Source organism: Salmonella sp. SJTUF15591 (genome assembly GCF_043356435.1).
In the GTDB taxonomy this organism is placed as follows: Bacteria; Pseudomonadota; Gammaproteobacteria; order Enterobacterales; family Enterobacteriaceae; genus Salmonella; species Salmonella enterica.
Window position 1 is genome coordinate 602,239 of record NZ_JBEUJO010000001.1, and the last position, 19,600, is coordinate 621,838.

General features: G+C 52.2%; 17 protein-coding genes. 8 read left to right on the top strand and 9 right to left on the bottom strand.

What is annotated here, in order from left to right; translation table 11 throughout:
* The first annotated feature begins 84 nt into the window (after positions 1 to 84).
* The 5 genes from potA (at position 85) to potD (ending at position 5,573) form a co-directional block, all read left to right on the top strand.
* Positions 85 to 1,221 (top strand): spermidine/putrescine ABC transporter ATP-binding protein PotA, encoded by a 1,137-nt coding sequence (gene potA, locus ABVM99_RS03065; protein ID WP_000531607.1) that lies wholly within the window; start codon positions 85 to 87, stop codon positions 1,219 to 1,221.
* Positions 1,205 to 2,068, top strand: a complete 864-nt coding sequence (gene potB / locus ABVM99_RS03070; RefSeq protein WP_000799391.1) for a spermidine/putrescine ABC transporter permease PotB — start codon at positions 1,205 to 1,207, stop codon at positions 2,066 to 2,068. Before potA ends, potB begins: the two co-directional genes overlap by 17 nt.
* 328 nt (positions 2,069 to 2,396) lie before the next feature.
* On the top strand, positions 2,397 to 3,407 hold the full coding sequence (sifA, locus tag ABVM99_RS03075; protein WP_023195337.1) for an SPI-2 type III secretion system effector SifA: 1,011 nt from the start codon (positions 2,397 to 2,399) through the stop codon (positions 3,405 to 3,407).
* A gap of 315 nt (positions 3,408 to 3,722) precedes the next feature.
* Entirely contained in the window at positions 3,723 to 4,502 is a 780-nt protein-coding gene (gene potC, locus ABVM99_RS03080) for a spermidine/putrescine ABC transporter permease PotC (RefSeq protein WP_000580299.1), read from the top strand.
* A gap of 24 nt (positions 4,503 to 4,526) precedes the next feature.
* The gene (gene potD / locus ABVM99_RS03085; RefSeq protein ID WP_000759329.1) at positions 4,527 to 5,573 is read left to right on the top strand and encodes a spermidine/putrescine ABC transporter substrate-binding protein PotD; all 1,047 of its coding nucleotides are present in this window, start codon (positions 4,527 to 4,529) and stop codon (positions 5,571 to 5,573) included.
* Between the two features lie 81 nt (positions 5,574 to 5,654).
* Here potD and cobB read toward each other — a convergent pair whose 3' ends face one another.
* The 5 genes from cobB to lolC are packed head-to-tail and all read right to left on the bottom strand — an operon-like array spanning position 5,655 to position 10,572.
* Entirely contained in the window at positions 5,655 to 6,476 is an 822-nt protein-coding gene (gene cobB / locus ABVM99_RS03090; RefSeq protein ID WP_001191856.1) for a Sir2 family NAD+-dependent deacetylase, read from the bottom strand.
* An 18-nt stretch (positions 6,477 to 6,494) separates the two neighbouring features.
* Complete coding sequence (nagK, locus tag ABVM99_RS03095; RefSeq protein WP_052938205.1) at positions 6,495 to 7,406, bottom strand: N-acetylglucosamine kinase; 912 nt, start codon at positions 7,404 to 7,406, stop codon at positions 6,495 to 6,497.
* A gap of 28 nt (positions 7,407 to 7,434) precedes the next feature.
* A complete protein-coding gene (lolE, locus tag ABVM99_RS03100) occupies positions 7,435 to 8,679 on the bottom strand; it encodes a lipoprotein-releasing ABC transporter permease subunit LolE (protein WP_000168091.1) in 1,245 nt (414 codons plus the stop codon).
* On the bottom strand, positions 8,679 to 9,380 hold the full coding sequence (gene lolD / locus ABVM99_RS03105; RefSeq protein WP_001033714.1) for a lipoprotein-releasing ABC transporter ATP-binding protein LolD: 702 nt from the start codon (positions 9,378 to 9,380) through the stop codon (positions 8,679 to 8,681). The genes lolE and lolD overlap by 1 nt, the downstream gene beginning before the upstream one ends.
* Positions 9,373 to 10,572: a lipoprotein-releasing ABC transporter permease subunit LolC gene (gene lolC / locus ABVM99_RS03110; protein WP_001518787.1), complete on the bottom strand. Its 1,200-nt coding sequence runs from the start codon at positions 10,570 to 10,572 to the stop codon at positions 9,373 to 9,375. The genes lolD and lolC overlap by 8 nt, the downstream gene beginning before the upstream one ends.
* 337 nt (positions 10,573 to 10,909) lie before the next feature.
* Between lolC and mfd the strand changes: the two genes are divergently transcribed.
* Both mfd and ABVM99_RS03120 read left to right on the top strand, forming a co-directional pair.
* Positions 10,910 to 14,356, top strand: coding sequence for a transcription-repair coupling factor (gene mfd, locus ABVM99_RS03115; protein WP_023260211.1), 3,447 nt, complete (start codon positions 10,910 to 10,912; stop codon positions 14,354 to 14,356).
* 147 nt (positions 14,357 to 14,503) lie between these two features.
* Entirely contained in the window at positions 14,504 to 15,469 is a 966-nt protein-coding gene (locus ABVM99_RS03120) for a L,D-transpeptidase family protein (protein WP_023233933.1), read from the top strand.
* Between the two features lie 96 nt (positions 15,470 to 15,565).
* Here ABVM99_RS03120 and bhsA read toward each other — a convergent pair whose 3' ends face one another.
* The gene (gene bhsA, locus ABVM99_RS03125; RefSeq protein ID WP_000800159.1) at positions 15,566 to 15,823 is read right to left on the bottom strand and encodes a multiple stress resistance protein BhsA; all 258 of its coding nucleotides are present in this window, start codon (positions 15,821 to 15,823) and stop codon (positions 15,566 to 15,568) included.
* 241 nt (positions 15,824 to 16,064) lie between these two features.
* On the opposite strand from bhsA, the gene comR reads away from it, so the two are divergent.
* Positions 16,065 to 16,700 carry a TetR family copper-responsive transcriptional repressor ComR gene (gene comR, locus ABVM99_RS03130; RefSeq protein WP_000205986.1) on the top strand — a complete coding sequence of 212 codons (636 nt, stop codon included), beginning with the start codon at positions 16,065 to 16,067 and terminating at the stop codon, positions 16,698 to 16,700.
* 74 nt (positions 16,701 to 16,774) lie between these two features.
* On the opposite strand, the gene ABVM99_RS03135 is transcribed toward comR, so the two are convergent.
* The 3 genes from ABVM99_RS03135 to ycfP form a co-directional block, all read right to left on the bottom strand.
* Positions 16,775 to 17,314 carry a glycine zipper 2TM domain-containing protein gene (locus ABVM99_RS03135; protein ID WP_001043449.1) on the bottom strand — a complete coding sequence of 180 codons (540 nt, stop codon included), beginning with the start codon at positions 17,312 to 17,314 and terminating at the stop codon, positions 16,775 to 16,777.
* 178 nt (positions 17,315 to 17,492) lie between these two features.
* On the bottom strand, positions 17,493 to 18,797 hold the full coding sequence (gene ndh / locus ABVM99_RS03140) for an NADH-quinone dehydrogenase (protein WP_000211053.1): 1,305 nt from the start codon (positions 18,795 to 18,797) through the stop codon (positions 17,493 to 17,495).
* Positions 18,798 to 19,050: 253 nt separating this feature from the next.
* Complete coding sequence (ycfP, locus tag ABVM99_RS03145; RefSeq protein ID WP_000587945.1) at positions 19,051 to 19,593, bottom strand: alpha/beta hydrolase YcfP; 543 nt, start codon at positions 19,591 to 19,593, stop codon at positions 19,051 to 19,053.
* Positions 19,594 to 19,600 lie beyond the last annotated feature (7 nt).

A 19,600-nucleotide genomic window follows, 5' to 3' on the forward strand; every position in this document is an offset into this window, starting at 1 on the left:
TGCCGTAGAATGACCGCCCTCATTAAGAGTGATTAAGGTGGTTAACCACAAACCCCGCAGCGGTCAGCCATCCGTTGCGTTTACATGGGACAGAGTAAGAAATTGAATAATCAACCGCGTTCGCTTTCACCGCTGGTGCTTTTGTCTGGAATTAGCAAAAGTTTCGATGGCAAAGAGGTCATTTCGCAACTGGATTTGACCATTAACAATGGCGAATTCCTCACGCTGCTTGGCCCTTCCGGCTGCGGTAAAACAACCGTTCTTCGCCTGATTGCCGGCCTGGAAACCGTTGATGCCGGGCATATCATGTTGGATAACCAGGATATCACCCACGTTCCCGCCGAAAATCGTTATGTAAATACCGTATTTCAAAGCTACGCTTTATTTCCGCATATGACGGTGTTTGAAAATGTCGCGTTTGGCTTACGAATGCAAAAAACGCCAGCCGCCGAGATAGCGCCCCGCGTGACCGATGCGCTGCGTATGGTGCAGCTTGAAGAGTTTGCACAACGTAAACCGCACCAGCTTTCTGGCGGACAGCAGCAGCGTGTGGCTATCGCTCGCGCGGTGGTGAATAAACCTCGCCTGTTATTACTGGATGAATCGCTCTCCGCGCTGGACTATAAATTGCGCAAACAAATGCAGAACGAGCTTAAAGCATTACAGCGTAAACTCGGTATCACGTTTGTTTTTGTCACTCACGATCAGGAAGAAGCGCTCACCATGTCCGATCGTATCGTGGTAATGCGTAATGGCGTGATTGAGCAAGACGGCACGCCGCGTGAAATCTATGAAGAGCCAAAAAACCTGTTTGTCGCCGGTTTTATCGGCGAAATTAACCGCTTTGACGCAACCGTCATTGAACGGCTTGATGAACAGCGCGTCCGCGCCAGCGTAGAAGGTCGGGAGTGCAATATATACGTCAATTTCGCTGTCGAACCAGGCCAAAAACTGAACGTCCTGCTGCGACCGGAAGATCTACGCGTCGAAGAGATCAACGATGATAACCACATCGAAGGGCTTATCGGCTACGTGCGCGAGCGCAATTATAAAGGTATGACGCTGGAGTCGGTGGTTGAACTGGAAAATGGCAAAATGGTGATGGTCAGCGAATTCTTCAACGAAGACGATCCTGACTTCGACCATTCACTTGACCAAAAAATGGCCATTAGTTGGGTAGAAAGCTGGGAGGTCGTACTGGCTGATGAAGAACACAAGTAAATTCCAGAATGTAGTGATTGTCACTATCGTCGGTTGGCTTGTGTTGTTTGTTTTTCTGCCCAACCTGATGATCATTGGCACCAGCTTTCTGACCCGTGACGACGCCAGTTTCGTCAAGATGGTCTTTACGCTGGATAACTACGCACGCCTGCTCGATCCGCTCTATTTTGAAGTGCTCCTGCACTCTCTGAATATGGCGCTGATCGCCACCCTCTCCTGCCTGGTGCTGGGCTATCCTTTTGCCTGGTTCCTGGCGAAGTTACCGGAAAAGATACGTCCGTTATTGCTGTTTTTGCTGATCGTTCCTTTCTGGACCAACTCACTGATCCGCATCTATGGGCTGAAAATATTCCTGAGCACTAAAGGCTATCTCAATGAATTCCTGCTGTGGCTGGGCGTGATTGATACACCGATTCGCATCATGTTCACCCCGAGCGCCGTTATTATCGGCCTGGTTTACATTTTGCTGCCGTTTATGGTCATGCCGCTCTACTCCAGCATTGAGAAGCTCGACAAACCACTACTGGAGGCCGCACGCGATCTCGGCGCCAGTAAAATGCAAACGTTCATCCGCATCATTATTCCATTAACCATGCCGGGCATTGTCGCCGGTTGCCTGCTCGTGATGCTACCGGCAATGGGCCTGTTCTACGTCTCCGATTTAATGGGTGGCGCGAAAAACCTGCTGATTGGTAACGTCATTAAGGTACAGTTCCTGAATATTCGCGACTGGCCGTTTGGCGCGGCGACCAGCATTACGCTGACCATTGTGATGGGACTCATGCTGTTGATTTACTGGCGGGCTTCCCGCTTGTTGAATAAGAAGGTGAGTGATATAAGCGATTAATTGCGCAACGCTAACAAATCCACGTGCATTCAGGCATGAAGTTTATTCAAGGGTAAACTTCATGCCTCCGACATAAAAAACGCATGAAAGCAGTTGCCGCCAGTATTGCAAATCTACAACATCATCCGCGCCAGGCCTTCTTTTATTTTTACCTGTAGCGACGCTATCACAGACAGTAATGCGTTTATACGCGAAGCTCTCAGGTTTTATACTGATTGCCAGTCTCTTTTAAATATTATATTACATCTGATGCGCCCGCAGTTGAGATAAAAAGGGTCGATTTAATCAATTATGTAGTCATTTTTACTCCAGTTTAAGTGAGATTATTATGCCGATTACTATAGGGAATGGTTTTTTAAAAAGCGAAATACTTATCAATCCCCCAGGGAATACGAAAGAAACATGTTGCAAAGTTTTATGGGAAAAAATTAAAGACCTCTTTTTTTCTACTGGCAAAGCAAAAGCGGACCGTTGTCTAAATGAGATGTTGTTTGCCGATTGCACCCCCACACGAGAGCGGCTTACAGAGATTTTTTTTGAGTTGAAGGCATTAGCCTGCGCATCGCAAAGAGATAGATTTCAGGTTCATAATCCTCATGAAAATGATGCCATCATGATTCTTCGTATCATGGATCAAAACGAAGAGAACGAATTGTTACGTATCACTCAAAATACCGATACCTTTAGCTGTGAAGTCATGGGGAAGGTCTATTTTTTAATGAAAGATCGCCCGGATATTTTAAAATCGCATCCACAAATGACGGCCATGATTAATAGAAGATATAGCGACATCGCAGATTACCCCCTCCCTTCGACATTATGTCTCAATCTTGCTGGCGCGCCGACATTATCGGTTTCATTAGACAACATAGAGGGGTATTTATATTCTGAATTGAGAAAAGGACATTTAGATGAGTGGAAAACGCAAGTAAAGGTAACCTACCTGGCAGCGAAAATTCAGTCTGGGATTGAAAAGACAACGCGCATTTTACAGCATGCGAATATATCCGAAAGTACTCAGCAAAACGCATTTTTAGAAACAATGGCGATGTGTGGATTAAAACAGCTTGAAATACCACCACCGCATACCCACATACCTATTGAAAAAATGGTAAAAGAGGTTTTACTGGCGGATAAGACGTTTCAGGCGTTCCTCGTAACGGATCCCAGCACCAGCCAAAGTATGTTAGCTGAGATAATCGAAGCCATCTCTGATAAGGTTTTTCACGCCATTTTTAGAATAGACCCCCAGGCTATACAAAAAATGGCGGAAGAACAGTTAACCACGCTACACGTTCGCTCAGAACAACAAAGCGGCTGCTTATGTTGTTTTTTATAAAATCAGACGACGCTTTCTCAGACGTCACGTTCAGGGTTTACTCACGTACTTCCTGTTTGCCTACAGAGTAACCTCTTGCCTGGCGCAATAATGCCGCATATGACCGGATCGGATGAGAATAGTCATTTAAATGGCCTTTTTTTCCCGCTCGTCTGGCAATTTGTTGTAAAATTCGCGGCTTCAAGCGGCAGCTTGCTTCTTCCTGGCTGCTGATAACCGCGAGACGTTTTGGAGAGATTTTGGAGAAGAGAAAAAATTGATCATTTTCAATACTCTAAAAGCCCCCCATCCTCTGAATAAGAAGGTGGAACTTGAATGATCGGTCGGCTGCTCCGTGGCGGTTTCATGACTGCCATCTATGCGTATCTGTATATTCCCATCATTATTCTGATCGTGAACTCCTTCAACAGTTCGCGGTTCGGCATTAACTGGCAGGGCTTTACCACTAAATGGTACGAACTCCTGGTCAATAACGACAGTCTGTTGCAGGCCGCTCAACATTCACTGACGATGGCGATTTTTTCAGCGACCTTCGCCACGTTGATTGGCTCGTTAACCGCGGTGGCGCTTTATCGCTACCGCTTTCGCGGGAAGCCATTCGTCAGCGGGATGCTGTTTGTGGTGATGATGTCGCCGGATATCGTGATGGCGATCTCCCTGCTGGTGCTGTTTATGTTACTCGGCATTCAACTGGGCTTTTGGTCGTTGCTGTTCTCGCACATCACCTTTAGCCTGCCGTTTGTGGTCGTCACGGTCTATTCGCGCCTGAAAGGCTTTGATGTCAGAATGCTGGAAGCCGCAAAAGACCTGGGGGCCAGTGAGGTAACGATTTTACGCAAAATCATTCTGCCGCTGGCGATGCCGGCGGTGGCGGCGGGCTGGTTGCTGAGCTTTACGTTGTCGATGGACGATGTAGTGGTCTCGTCGTTTGTCACCGGGCCGGGCTATGAAATTTTACCCTTAAAGATTTATTCCATGGTAAAAGTCGGCGTTTCACCAGAAGTGAACGCGCTGGCGACCGTTTTATTGGTGCTGTCTCTGGTAATGGTCATTGCCAGCCAGCTTATTGCTCGTGATAAAACCAAGGGCCGATAAGGCCCGTAATTCAGGGGACGTTAAATGAAAAAATGGTCACGCCACCTGCTCGCGGCGGGTGCCCTGGCGCTGGGTATGAGTGCCGCTCATGCCTCCGACAACGACACGCTCTATTTCTATAACTGGACTGAGTATGTACCGCCGGGCCTGCTGGAACAGTTCACTAAAGAGACAGGCATTAAGGTGATTTATTCGACCTACGAGTCGAACGAAACCATGTATGCCAAACTCAAAACCTATAAAGATGGCGCGTATGACCTGGTTGTTCCTTCTACATACTATGTCGACAAAATGCGCAAAGAAGGCATGATCCAGAAGATCGATAAGTCGAAATTAACCAATTTCCACAACCTCGATCCGGAAATGCTCAACAAACCGTTTGACCCCAACAACGATTATTCTGTTCCGTATATCTGGGGCGCAACGGCGATTGGCGTGAACAGCGATGCTATCGATCCAAAAACCATTACCAGCTGGGCTGACTTGTGGAAACCGGAATATAAAAACAGCCTGCTTTTAACCGACGATGCGCGAGAAGTTTTCCAGATGGCGCTGCGCAAGCTAGGTTATTCCGGTAACACTACCGATCCGAAAGAGATCGAAGCGGCATATGAAGAGTTGAAAAAACTGATGCCGAACGTAGCGGCCTTCAACTCCGATAATCCGGCGAATCCATATATGGAAGGGGAAGTCAACCTGGGTATGGTGTGGAACGGTTCGGCCTTCGTTGCTCGTCAGGCTGGCACGCCGCTGGAGGTCGTCTGGCCGAAGGAAGGCGGTATTTTCTGGATGGATAGCCTGGCTATTCCGGCGAATGCGAAGAATAAAGAGGGTGCACTGAAGCTAATCAACTTCCTGCTGCGTCCTGACGTCGCGAAAGAGGTGGCAGAAACCATCGGCTACCCTACCCCCAACCTGGCGGCGCGTAAGCTGTTAAGCCCGGAGGTCGCCAATGATAAGTCGCTCTATCCGGATGCGCAAACCATCAGCAAAGGCGAGTGGCAAAACGATGTCGGCGACGCCAGCGCCATTTATGAAGAATATTATCAGAAGCTAAAAGCAGGACGCTAATTCAGCTAAAGCGCCTGTCGGGCCTACAGATGAACGTAACGTGAAATGTAGGCCGGATAAGGCGTTACCGGGCAAACAGCACTACAGCCCTTTCAGGAATTTATCAACAAATTCCGGCACAACCTGGCTTGCCGGGCCGTAGTGCTTCTCTTCAAACTCGCTGCCGACCTGGCTTGGCTCAAGATTCAGTTCCACCGTATGTGCGCCGTGCAGTTTTGCTTCATGCACAAACCCCGCAGCCGGATAGACATGACCGGATGTGCCAATGGCGATAAAAATATCCGCCATCGACAGCGCCATATAAATTTCATCCATGCCAAGCGGCATCTCGCCAAACCACACCACGTGCGGACGTAGCGGCGCCGGGAACTGACAGCAGTGACATTTATCTTCCGGCATCACATCGCCGTTCCATTCCAGAATCTGGCCGCTTTGCGAACAGCGCACCTTCAACAGCTCGCCATGCATATGAATGATGTTGCGATTGCCCGCGCGTTCATGCAAATTGTCGATGTTTTGCGTCACCAGCAAAAAGCGATCGCCAAGCGCTTCTTCAAGCTTCGCTAACGCCAGATGCGCCGCATTGGGTTGTATTTCCGGCTGTTGAAGCTGCTGACGGCGGGCATTATAAAATGTCTGCACCAGTCCCGGATTACGGGCGAATCCTTCCGGCGTGGCCACATCTTCAACCCGATGCTCTTCCCAAAGGCCATCCGCCGCGCGAAACGTACGAATACCAGACTCTGCAGAAATTCCTGCACCTGTAAGGACTAATACTCTTGGGTTTTCCATCATTTCCGGCACCACTCTGTCTCTGAAAAAGATCCGCTGGCGCAGACGTTCACGCAACAGACGTTTATTTTTACGAAAGCGGCTTAATCGATGAAACCGACGCGACTGCATAACAACCTCTTTTTTTGATTAGTCGGTAAGATGTAAAAAAGCAGCACCGCGCATCCCACCTGCATCCCCATGCCGCGCACGCTCAATGCGCGGCGCGCGGGCAACAGGGAGGAGATGGCGCGGCAGTCTTTCCGCCAGTTGCGTTGTTATTGCCGTAAAGTTCGATAGTCCGCCGCCGATCACCAATAAATCGGGATCGACAATCGTCAGTATATTCCCCAGACAAACCGCCAGTAAATCCAGATAGCGCTCAACATGCGCGTGCGCCTGCTTATCACCCTGCTCCCACAACGCGATAATCTCCGGCGCCTGCAGCGATTGATCATAATAATGCTGATATAGCCACGCAAACCCGCGCCCGGACAGATAATTCTCAATGCAGCCCATCTGGCCGCATCCACAACGGCGGAGAGGAAAATCAAACCCCATCAACGTTAGCGCGTCAACCGGCAAACGCATATGACCAAACTCGCCGGTGATATAGCTCTGACCAGTAATCGGCTTCCCGTTTAGCACCAGACCGCCGCCGACGCCGGTGCCGAGGATAAGCCCCATAACCAAAGGGTATTGCGTGAATTCATCATCCCAGGCTTCGGACAAGGCAAAACAGTTAGCGTCATTGTCCAGACGCACATCGCGATCCAGTCGGGCGCTGAGATCGGCGCGCAACGGCTTACCGCTGGCTGCCGGGACATTCGCGGCGTACAGCGTGCCGTCTTCGGTTTCCGGCATACCGGGTATGCCAATCCCTACCGACCCTTTTACGCCAAATCGCTGGTCGGCTTCCGCGACCAGCTCGCACACGGCGTCTAAAAAGGCGCTATAGCTGGTATGGGGCGTGGGAACCCGTTTTTCCCACTGCAGCCGCCGCGTTGAGTCAAATACGCCTAACGCAATCTTTGTTCCGCCAATGTCAAACCCGTAATACATCACCGCTCCTTGTTTTTATATTCCGCGATTACTGGCCGCTCAATACTCGCGCAGGGTCAATGTTGCTCGCCCGCCGCGCCGGATACCAGCTCGCAAGTAAGCTTAACAACAACGCCGTGACCAGTACGTAAACAACGTCCAGCCAATGTAATTCGGATGGCAGGAAGTCGATAAAATAGATATCGCCGGACAAAAACTGATGCCCGATCGCCTTTTCAATCCCATTAATAATGGCGGTAAGCTGAAGCGAAACGACAACGCCGATCGCCACGCCAATCAAGCTGCCCAGCAAGCCCGCCAGTAGTCCGTACCAGACGAAAATGGCACGAATCAAACCATCTTTCGCCCCCAGCGTTCTTAATACCGCAATGTCGCCGCTTTTGTCTTTTACCGCCATCACTAAGGTGGAAACGATATTAAAACAGGCCACGCCGATCACCAGAATCATCGCCAGATACATAATGGCGCGAATCATCTGTATATCGCGATACATATAGCCGTAGGTGCCGATCCAGCTCTTAATGTAGACATAGCTGTTAGTCACTTCACCCGCGTCACGCACCAGTTTGTTCGCATTAAACACGTCGTGGACTTTAAGCGCGATACCGGAAACGCTGGACCCCATATCCAGATACTGCTGCGCATCCTCAAGCGGGATCATGGCGAAGCTGTGATCGAGCTGGCCGCTCAGTTGCAGAATCCCGATGACATGCAAACGCACGCGTTTGGGCTGGAGCAGCTTATGGTCGGCATTCGCATTGGGGATCATGATGGACACCCAGTCGCCCTGTTTCACGTTCAGCGCATCGGCGACGCCTTTGCCGATAATGATCTGCTGTTCGCCCGCTTTGAAATGATCCCAGGCGTGATTTTGCACAAATGACGGTAACGCGCTAAGCTGCTGCTCTTGCTTAGGGTCGACGCCTTTAACCTGAATGGCGCGCAAATTCGCCCCGCTCTCTACCAGGCCGGTAAAATTGATATACGGCGCGGCGGCGGCAATGCCCGGCACCTTCTGCACTTTTGCCAGCGCTTCACGCCAGTTGGTCCACGGCTGATTGACCGCTTCAATCTCCCCGTGCGGAACCACCGCCAGAATACGGTTATTCAACTCGCGTTCGAAACCGTTCATCGCGCTTAAACCGACAATCAATACCGCCACGCCCAGCGCGATACCGATGGTAGAAATGACGGAAATGAGCGAAACCATACCGCCGCGCCGCCGTCCACGGCTGAAACGCAAGCCAATTAACAATGATAAAGGCGACGCCATTACTCAGCCCCCATCAGGCTCAGTTCCGCCGTCAGGCGGCCATCGCGCATCTCAAGCTGGCGGCTCATACGTTTCGCCAGTTGCAAATCGTGAGTCACAACCAGAAACGCGGTTCCCTGCAGACGATTTAACTCGCCCAGAAGCTCAAAAATACTGTCGGCATTACGCGCATCCAGATTACCGGTCGGCTCATCCGCCAGTACCAGACGCGGGTTATTCACCAACGCGCGCGCTATCGCGACACGCTGGCGCTCACCGCCGGAAAGTTCCGAAGGTCGATGGGTTGCGCGATGCTCCAGCCCTACAGCATGCAACATTTCTCGCGCCCGAGCGTCAATCTCCGCCGGTTTCTTTTTGCCAATCAATAATGGCATCGCCACGTTTTCCAGCGCCGTAAAATCCGGCAGGAGATGATGAAACTGATAGATAAACCCCAGTTTCTGGTTACGTAATTCCGCTTTTGCCGCAGAAGAGAGTTTGCTCATCGGCTGGCCGCTAAAAATCACATCGCCGGAGGTAGGCGTATCCAGCCCGCCTAACAGATGCAGCAACGTACTTTTACCCGAACCGGAACTGCCGACGATCGCCATCATTTCGCCTTCGCCGATACTGAAGCTGACATCGTGCAACACGTCGGTTTGTACGGTGCCTTCCTGATAGCGTTTGCACAGGTTGTCGCATTGCAACAGGATCTTATTCATAACGTAAAGCCTCAGCGGGTTGAGTGGCGGCAGCGCGCCAGGAAGGATAAAGCGTAGAAAGCAGCGCGATGGCCATTGCCACCAGCGCGATAACGATCACCTGTAACGGCTCTATCGCCACGGGCAACGCAGCGCCATCCAGAAACGCGCCGATGATCGGCATCAGGTTATTCAGTTGGCTGGCAAGCAATGCGCCCAGCGCGGCGCCCAACAGCGCGCCGATAATCCCGGCGCTGGCGCCCTGCACCATAAAGACCATCATAATTTGTCGCGGCGTCAGCCCTTGAGTTTGTAAAATCGCCACTTCGCCCTGCTTCTCCATGACCATCAGACCCAACGAAGTAATAATGTTAAAAGCCGCGACCGCCACGATGAGGCTCAGCAACAATCCCATCATGTTCTTTTCCATGCGCACAGCCTGGAACAACTCGCCTTTACGTTCGCGCCAGTCCTGCCACTTAGTGCCTTGCGGCAGCGTCTGTTGGCTGAGGGTATCGACTTGCAGAGGTTCATCCAGCCACAGACGCCAGCCGGTAATATTGCCTGCCGGATAGCGCATTAAACGCGACGCGTCCTGAATATTGACCAGCATTTCATAGCCATCGACCTCGCTATTGGCGGCAAATGTGCCAATCACCGTAAACAGACGCTGGCTGGGCAGACGTCCCATTGGCGTAAACTGGCTGGCAGATGGCACCATTAGCCGAATCTGATCGCCGCGGTTGACCCCTAACTGTCCGGCGAGCTGCTCGCCGAGGATGACATTATACTTACCCGGCTGTAATTCGCTTTGCTTCACATTGACCAGATACGGCGTTAACGGATCTTTTTGCGCCGGATCGATACCCAACATCACGCCAACCGCAACGCTACGCGCGCTTTGCAGTACGACATCGCCCGTCGTCAGCGGCGCAATACGGTTAACGCCTTGCAGATTCACCGCTTTTTCCGGCATCTGATTCGGGTTAAGAGAACCATGTTCAGCAGAGAGGATGGCCTGAGGCATCAAACCAAGAATGTTATTTTGCAGTTCGCGCTCAAAACCGTTCATCACCGACAATACCGTGACCAGCGCCATCACCCCCAGGGTAATGCCGATAGTGGAAAGCCAGGAAACGAAGCGACCGAAGCGATCTGCTGCACGCCCGCGCATGTAACGCAGGCCGATGAATAGAGCGACAGGTTGATACATGTAATCCGTCTGGTTGCTGTTAGCAAAGTCCCGAGTATATAAGCGAAAGCGGAATGCGTAAATGTCTGAACCGTAAGAGTTCGTCAGCGTTATTCTGAAAAAGGCCGACAAATCAAGTCACTTACATGTTCATACTTTACCTGTTCGGCGTGTTATCCGGCGGATTCAATTTGCTAATAAACAACGATCGCGGATAATAAAGAACATTGCTTATCAGTCATATGCCCCTGAATACCTGAGTCCTTCATGCTGTCCTGGCGTGCAGCCAACCATGAAGCAGCCTGAAGGGTGACGCGTAGAGTGCGGCGTAAAACAAAAAGAGATACTGACAACCGTTATGCCTGAAAAACAACGTTACACGCTGCCGACAAAAGCGGGCGATCAGCGCCAGTTGGGCGAACTTACCGGCGCCGCCTGCGCTACGCTGGTGGCGGAGATAGCTGAACGCCATGCCGGTCCGGTGGTACTCATAGCGCCTGACATGCAAAATGCTCTGCGATTGCATGATGAAATCCGCCAGTTTACCGATCAGATGGTGATGAACCTGGCGGACTGGGAAACGCTACCGTATGACAGCTTCTCCCCGCATCAGGAAATTATCTCTTCGCGCCTGTCCACGCTCTACCAGTTGCCGTCGATGCAGCGCGGCGTCTTGATTGTACCGGTAAACACCCTGATGCAGCGCGTTTGTCCGCATAGCTATCTGCATGGTCATGCGCTGGTGATGAAAAAAGGCCAGCGGCTGTCCCGCGACGCTCTGCGCGCGCAGCTTGACAGCGCCGGTTATCGGCATGTCGATCAGGTGATGGAGCATGGCGAATACGCGACGCGCGGCGCGCTGTTGGATCTCTTTCCGATGGGCAGCGAACAACCTTATCGCCTCGACTTTTTTGATGATGAAATCGACAGCCTGCGTCTGTTTGACGCGGATACCCAACGTACGCTGGAGGAGGTCGAGGCCATCAATTTGTTGCCCGCGCACGAATTTCCTACCGACAAAGCCGCTATTGAGCTTTTCCGTAGCCAGTGGCGCGATACCTTTGAGGTAAAACGCGACGCCGAGCACATCTATCAGCAGGTTAGCAAAGGCACCCTGCCCGCCGGGATCGAATACTGGCAGCCGCTCTTTTTCAGCGAACCGTTACCGCCATTATTTAGCTACTTCCCCGCCAATACTCTGGTGGTGAATACCGGCTCGCTGGAAACCAGCGCCGAACGCTTTCAGGCCGATACGCTGGCGCGTTTTGAAAATCGCGGCGTCGATCCTATGCGCCCGCTTTTGCCGCCGGAAGCCCTCTGGCTACGGGTAGATGAGCTCTTTTCCGAGCTTAAACGCTGGCCTCGCCTCCAGCTTAAAACCGACCATCTGCTGGAAAAAGCCGCCAATACCAATCTCGGTTTCCAGAAATTACCGGATTTGGCTATCCAGGCACAGCAGAAAGCGCCGCTGGACGCGCTGCGTAAGTTCCTCGAATCTTTCAGCGGTCCGGTGATTTTTTCGGTAGAAAGCGAAGGACGCCGCGAAGCACTGGGGGAGCTCCTGGCCCGCATAAAAATCGCGCCGAAGCGGATATTACGCCTGGACGAGGCGCAGGATGCGGGACGCTATCTGATGATTGGCGCCGCAGAACATGGCTTTATCGACACCCAACGCAATCTGGCGCTGATTTGTGAAAGCGATCTCCTGGGTGAACGGGTCGCGCGTCGCCGCCTGGATTCCCGTCGTACGATCAACCCGGATACGTTGATTCGTAACCTGGCGGAGCTCCACGTCGGTCAACCGGTAGTGCATCTGGAGCACGGCGTCGGACGCTATGCCGGCATGACCACGCTGGAGGCTGGCGGCATCAAGGGTGAGTATCTGATGCTCACCTACGCCAATGACGCCAAACTGTATGTGCCGGTTTCCTCATTGCATCTGATTAGCCGCTATGCCGGCGGCGCGGAAGAAAGTGCGCCGCTGCATAAACTGGGCGGCGACGCCTGGTCGCGCGCCCGGCAGAAAGCGGCGGAAAAAGTGCGCGATGTCGCAGCGGAACTGTTGGATATTTATGCGCAACGGGCGGCAAAAGAGGGTTTTGCCTTTAAGCATGATCGTGAGCAGTATCAGTTATTCTGCGACAGCTTCCCGTTTGAAACGACGCCCGATCAGGCACAGGCGATTAACGCCGTATTGAGCGATATGTGCCAACCGCTGGCGATGGACAGGCTGGTGTGCGGCGACGTCGGCTTCGGCAAAACCGAAGTGGCGATGCGCGCCGCGTTCCTGGCAGTGGAAAACCATAAACAAGTAGCGGTACTGGTGCCGACCACGCTGCTGGCGCAGCAACACTATGATAACTTCCGCGACCGTTTCGCCAACTGGCCGGTACGCATTGAGATGCTGTCCCGCTTTCGCAGCGCCAAAGAGCAGACACAAATCCTGGCGGAAGCCGCCGAGGGTAAGATCGATATTCTGATCGGTACGCATAAACTGCTACAAAGCGATGTGAAGCTGCGCGACCTCGGCCTGCTGATTGTCGATGAAGAGCACCGTTTCGGCGTGCGCCACAAAGAGCGAATTAAGGCGATGCGCGCCGATGTCGATATTCTGACGCTCACGGCGACGCCGATCCCGCGGACGCTGAATATGGCGATGAGCGGTATGCGCGATCTCTCCATTATCGCCACCCCCCCTGCCCGTCGTCTGGCGGTAAAAACCTTTGTCCGCGAGTATGATAGCCTGGTAGTAAGGGAAGCGATTCTGCGTGAAATCCTGCGCGGCGGTCAGGTTTACTATTTGTACAATGACGTCGAAAATATTCAGAAAGCCGCAGAGCGGCTGGCGGAACTGGTGCCGGAAGCGCGAATCGCTATAGGCCACGGGCAGATGCGCGAACGTGAGCTGGAACGGGTCATGAACGATTTCCACCATCAACGTTTTAACGTGCTGGTGTGTACTACCATTATCGAAACGGGGATTGATATCCCCACCGCGAACACGATCATCATTGAACGCGCGGATCATTTCGGCCTCGCGCAGTTGCACCAGCTGCGTGGCCGCGTTGGGCGCTCGCACCACCAGGCCTACGCCTGGCTGTTGACGCCACATCCTAAGGCCATGACCACCGATGCGCAAAAACGGCTGGAGGCGATTGCGTCGCTGGAGGATTTAGGCGCCGGGTTTGCGCTGGCGACCCACGATCTGGAGATCCGCGGCGCGGGCGAACTGCTTGGCGAAGAGCAAAGCGGCTCAATGGAAACCATTGGCTTCTCACTCTACATGGAACTGCTGGAAAACGCCGTCGATGCGCTGAAAGCAGGTCGCGAACCCTCGCTGGAAGATCTCACCAGTCAGCAAACGGAAGTCGAGCTGCGAATGCCGTCGTTACTGCCGGATGATTTTATTCCGGATGTTAATACCCGGCTGTCATTCTATAAACGCATTGCCAGCGCGAAGAACGAAAACGAGCTGGAAGAGATCAAAGTGGAATTGATCGATCGCTTCGGCCTGCTGCCCGATCCGGCGCGTAATCTGCTGGATATCGCCCGCCTGCGCCAACAGGCGCAAAAGCTCGGCATCCGAAAACTGGAGGGTAACGAGAAAGGCGGAACGATTGAGTTCGCCGAGAAAAACCACGTTGACCCCGCCTGGCTTATCGGGTTGCTGCAAAAACAGCCGCAGCATTTCCGTCTGGATGGCCCGACGCGCCTCAAGTTTATTCAGGATTTAAGCGAACGTAAAACGCGTATAGACTGGGTACGCCAGTTCATGCAGCAACTGGAAGAAAACGCTATTGCATAAGCGTCAGGCCGGGCGTCATTACTCTGCGTCCGGCCTAATCTTTACAAATTCTTTGCACTTCCCTGCAGTTCCAGACACAGCCAGCCGCCATAATTCTTATTTCCTCTTTTATAAAAATAACCACATAATAATCATGGGTTTATTATAATGTTCAACAATACGCGACTCTCTCGCTGGTGGGCGTTGTTTGCGCTTACCGCGACCATCATGCTTGCCCTTCCCGCGCAGGCGAATACGTGGCCTCTTCCGCCCCCCGGCAGTCGACTGGTGGGAGAAAATAAATTCCATGTCGTTGAAGACGACGGCGGCTCGCTGGAGGCGATCGCCAAAAAATATAACGTGGGCTTTTTAGCCCTGTTACAGGCCAACCCTGGCATTGATCCTTACGTGCCACGCGCAGGCAGCGTGCTGACGATTCCGCTGCAAACGCTGCTACCGGACGCGCCACGTGAAGGTATCGTCATTAACCTCGCGGAATTACGGCTTTACTATTATCAACCGGGGAAAAATACGGTCACGGTCTACCCTATCGGGATTGGCCAACTGGGCGGCGATACCCTGACGCCAACGATGGTGACGACCATTTCGGATAAACGCGCCAATCCAACCTGGACGCCGACCGCCAATATTCGCGCCCGTTATAAAGCGCAAGGCATCGATCTCCCCGCCGTGGTGCCTGCCGGTCCCGATAACCCAATGGGGCATCACGCGATTCGTTTAGCGGCCTACGGCGGCGTCTATCTGTTACATGGCACGAATGCCGATTTTGGCATTGGTATGCGCGTCAGTTCCGGCTGTATCCGTCTGCGCGACGGTGATATAGAGACATTGTTCCGTCAGGTCACGCCGGGAACCAAAGTGAATATTATCAATACGCCGATTAAAGCCTCGGTGGAGCCAGGCGGCGTGCGACTGGTGGAAGTTCATCAGCCGCTGTCTAAAAATATAGGCGACGATCCGCAGGTGCTGCCGATTGTGCTGAATGGCCCGATGCAGGCCTTTAAGGACGCGCCGCAGACCGACGCCGCGGTGATGGAACATGTTATGGAAGTGCGCTCCGGAATGCCGGTGGATGTAACCCGTCAATCAGAGGCGAAACCGCAGTCGCTGTAAGCGTGAATAGCTGACTGACAAAAAAGCCTCGCGATGCATCGCGAGGCTTTCTCTTTTTATTGTGGCAATCGCAGCGGCATTAATGAGGGTTAATGCTTACTTATAGATTACCGCCGTACCGTGGAGGGTATTCGGGCCGGTAACAGAGGTAATACGGAAAGACTTCGCCCCCATCTCCTGCGCTTTTTGCGCCAGCTGATCTTCCAGCGAGCCCAGATTCGTGCCGCCATTCGCGGAAATGGTGCCAAACTTCTGTTGACCTTCTGGCGTTGCCTGAACTTCAACGGCGGCGAAGCTGGCGAATGAGAGCGAACTCAGTACCGCAGCAGCGATGAGGGTTTTTACGTTTTTCATAATGATGACCTTTAGCAGATGAATGGGTGTCGTAAGCATTAACTTAACGATCGATAAATTAATCATAGATGTGATCTACATCACACGTCAACTTCTTTTTATAATGATTGTTATATAATTTATAAAGATGTTATTTTTCATGTGAATAGAATTGATTTATTTTTCTAATGAATACTCTGGAGCCAGAAGTGGTTTGTTTTTATAATAGAGAGACCGCTCTTTAAACAGGTACAACGGCATCATGACAACGGATACCACGAGTTGCGCGAAGAAAAGCCGTGGCCGACCAAAAGTGTTCGACAGGGAAGCTGCGCTTGATAAGGCCATGACTCTCTTCTGGCAGCACGGCTATGAAGCAACTTCGCTTGCCGATCTCGTAGAGGCTACCGGGGCGAAAGCGCCTACTCTCTATGCGGAATTCACTAACAAAGAAGGATTATTTCGCGCTGTCCTGGATCGCTACATCACTCGCTTTGCCTCAAAGCACGAAGCCCAGCTCTTTTGTGAAGAGAAAAGCGTGGAATCGGCGCTGGAAGATTACTTCACAGAAATTGCCGCCTGCTTTACCAGTACGGACACGCCGGCTGGCTGCTTTATGATTAATACGTCCGCCACCCTGGCCGCCTCCTCGCGCGATATCGCCCGCACGGTAAAATCACGCCACGCCATGCAGGAACAGACGCTCATCCAGTTTCTGCGCCAACGTCAGGAGCGCGGTGAAATTCCGGCGCACTGTAACCCGCAGGCGCTCGCAGAATATATAAACTGTATTTTACAGGGAATGTCGATCAGCGCCCGTGAAGGTGCCACCTTCGAACAACTGATGCAAATTACGCGTACGACTCTGCGCATCTGGCCTGAACTGCTCAAGTCCTGAACGACGCGGCTTCGGATAAAAAAAAGCCCCTCAGCCTGAGCGAATGAGGGGCTAACTTGCAGAGTACAGCTTTTTTATGCTTTGTTATTCAGAACCAGTTGGCCATTGCCGTCGAGGGGAATTTGCGTTCCGGGGTCTTTATCCATGCGGATTTTGCCCTGCTGATCGCCAATTTTGTAGGTCACGTCGTAGCCAAGCATCTTTTCAGATTTGTCATACACCGTCTTACAGCGTTGCTGCGTGGTAGTGTAAGTATCACTTTCCTGCATTGACCCCTGGATTTGATTGCCAGCATAACCGCCGCCCAGCGCCCCGACGACCGTCGCCACATCTTTACCACGACCGCCGCCAAATTGATGTCCAATCACGCCGCCTGCTACTGCGCCAAGCACCGAGCCGGCAATACGGTTTTCGTCCTGAACCGGTCTGCGATGCGTGACCGTGACATTACGGCACTCCTGACGCGGCGTTTTTACCGTCTCTTTAATCGGTTTAGCCGATATCACCTGCGCATACTGCGGACCACGATCAAATACGTTGAGACTGGCCACTGCCGCCACACCCAGCGCAGCCGCTACGCCAATCCCTATACCCGCCAACATTGATTTATTCACGGGAGTTCCTCCTTCGTTGCTATTGGTAACAATTTTGCAACCAGTATGCGAACAAAGCCAATCGGAATGAGGATGAAAAATGCGGGATGAGGCGGTAAAGCTGAAGGATTCGGACAACTCCGAAGCAAGAGATGGAGAAGCGCTCACCGGCGCGAGCAGCCGGTGAGGCGCAGAGAAATTAATGCAGTTTCAGGCGCGGACGAATGACGCGGTTAATACTGCCCACCAGCATCATCAGGCCGGTTTTAAAGTATCCATGCAGCGCTATCTGGTGCATACGGTATAGCGAGATATACACGAAGCGGGCGATACGTCCTTCAATCATCATTGAACCGCGGGTCAGGTTCCCCATCAGACTACCCACGGTAGAGAAGTTGGACAGAGAGACCAGCGATCCATGATCTTTATACTGGTAAGCTTTCAGCGGTTTGCCATTCATCTGCGCCAGAATGTTATTCATCGCGCAGGTAGCCATCTGATGCGCCGCCTGAGCGCGAGGCGGCACAAAACCTCCCTCCGGACGTGCGCAGGAAGCGCAGTCGCCAATCGCATAAATATCAGGATCGCGCGTGGTTTGCAGCGTCGGTTCCACCACCAGTTGGTTAATGCGGTTCGTTTCCAGACCACCAATCTCTTTCATAAAATCTGGCGCTTTGATACCCGCCGCCCACACCATCAGATCGGCCTGAATATATTCACCTTCTTTCGTATGCAGACCGCCTTCGTCGGCGCTGGTGACCATAGTTTGCGTCAGCACGCGAACGCCCAGTTTGGTCAATTCATTATGCGCGGCGCTGGAGATACGCGGCGGCAACGCAGGCAGAATACGCTCGCCAGCCTCAACCAACGTCACGTTCAGCGCGTCGTTGGTCAGCCCCTTATAACCATAGCTATGCAGCTGTTTTACCGCATTATGCAGTTCAGCCGACAGCTCAACCCCCGTCGCACCGCCGCCAACGATGGCGATATTGACCTTACCGTTCGCGCCCAGGTTAGCCGAATACTTGAGGAACAGGTTCAGCATCTCCTGGTGAAAACGGCGCGCCTGATGCGGATTATCGAGGAAGATACAGTGCTCTTTCACGCCCGGCGTGTTGAAATCATTAGAGGTGCTGCCCAGCGCCATCACCAGCGTGTCATACGCGATTTTGCGCTCCGGCACCAGCAGTTCGCCCTTTTCATCACGCAACTCGGCAATAGTGATGGTTTTCGCTTCGCGATCGATATCCATCACCGACCCCAGCTGGAACTGGAAACCATGATTGCGCGCATGGGCCAGATAGCTCAGCGCATCCACGCCTTCGTCCAGAGAGCCAGTCGCCACTTCGTGCAGCAATGGTTTCCACAGATGGCTGTGATTTCTGTCTACCAGCGTGATTTTCGCTTTTTTCTTGCGCCCCAGTTTATGGCCTAACTGCGTTGCCATTTCCAGCCCGCCAGCGCCGCCGCCGACAATCACGATCTTTTTTAATGGTGTAGTCAACGTGACCCCCTTAAATTTATTAACCAATTGTTAATTAAAAGTTATTAGTATAGCCTTTAATTAACAACAAGTTACGTTAATGAGAATAAGCTTCTGATATGAGAATAGCATGAACGGTGCATTGGTCATACCAAAATTGATGTGCATCAAGTTTTCATGCTGAAAAGATAGACAGTTTGCGAGAATTGAGCATAAAAAAACCAGCCGCAAGGCTGGTTATCCGGTCACTGATAACGCCATATTGCCGGGGGCGTTACCCCAGCGTTTTAAACGCTTTGATACGTTGCAAGTGCGGCGAAATATTTTTGAATTTGTGAGTCTGTTCCTCATCCCACACAATTTCATAATACGGGTGAAGCGCTTGCGCTGAGCGTTGGCTGTCCAGCGCTTCGTCATGACGCGAGAGGATCACCAGACAACGATCGCGATTTTTTTCGCGAAAGTTGGTCACGCACTTTGTAGCGATGTCCGCATATTCTTCCGGGCGATCGATTTTCCCCTCCATGTTTTCATAGGGGAACAGGTTCGGGTTAAAAACCACCTGACGGATATCGCACAAAAAGCCAATCCGCTCCGCCCAGTAACCGCCCAGCCCCACGCCACAGATTAAAGGGCGCTCGTCCACATTCAACTGCAACATTTTGTCCACTTCTTTCAGCAGATGCTGCATATCGTGCTTAGGATGCCGCGTACTGTAGCTTACCAGCCGAACATCCGGGTCGATAAACTGTAATTGCAACACTTTTTCATGGTTGCCCGGACTATTTGAATCAAAACCGTGTAAATAAATAATCATCTGGCAC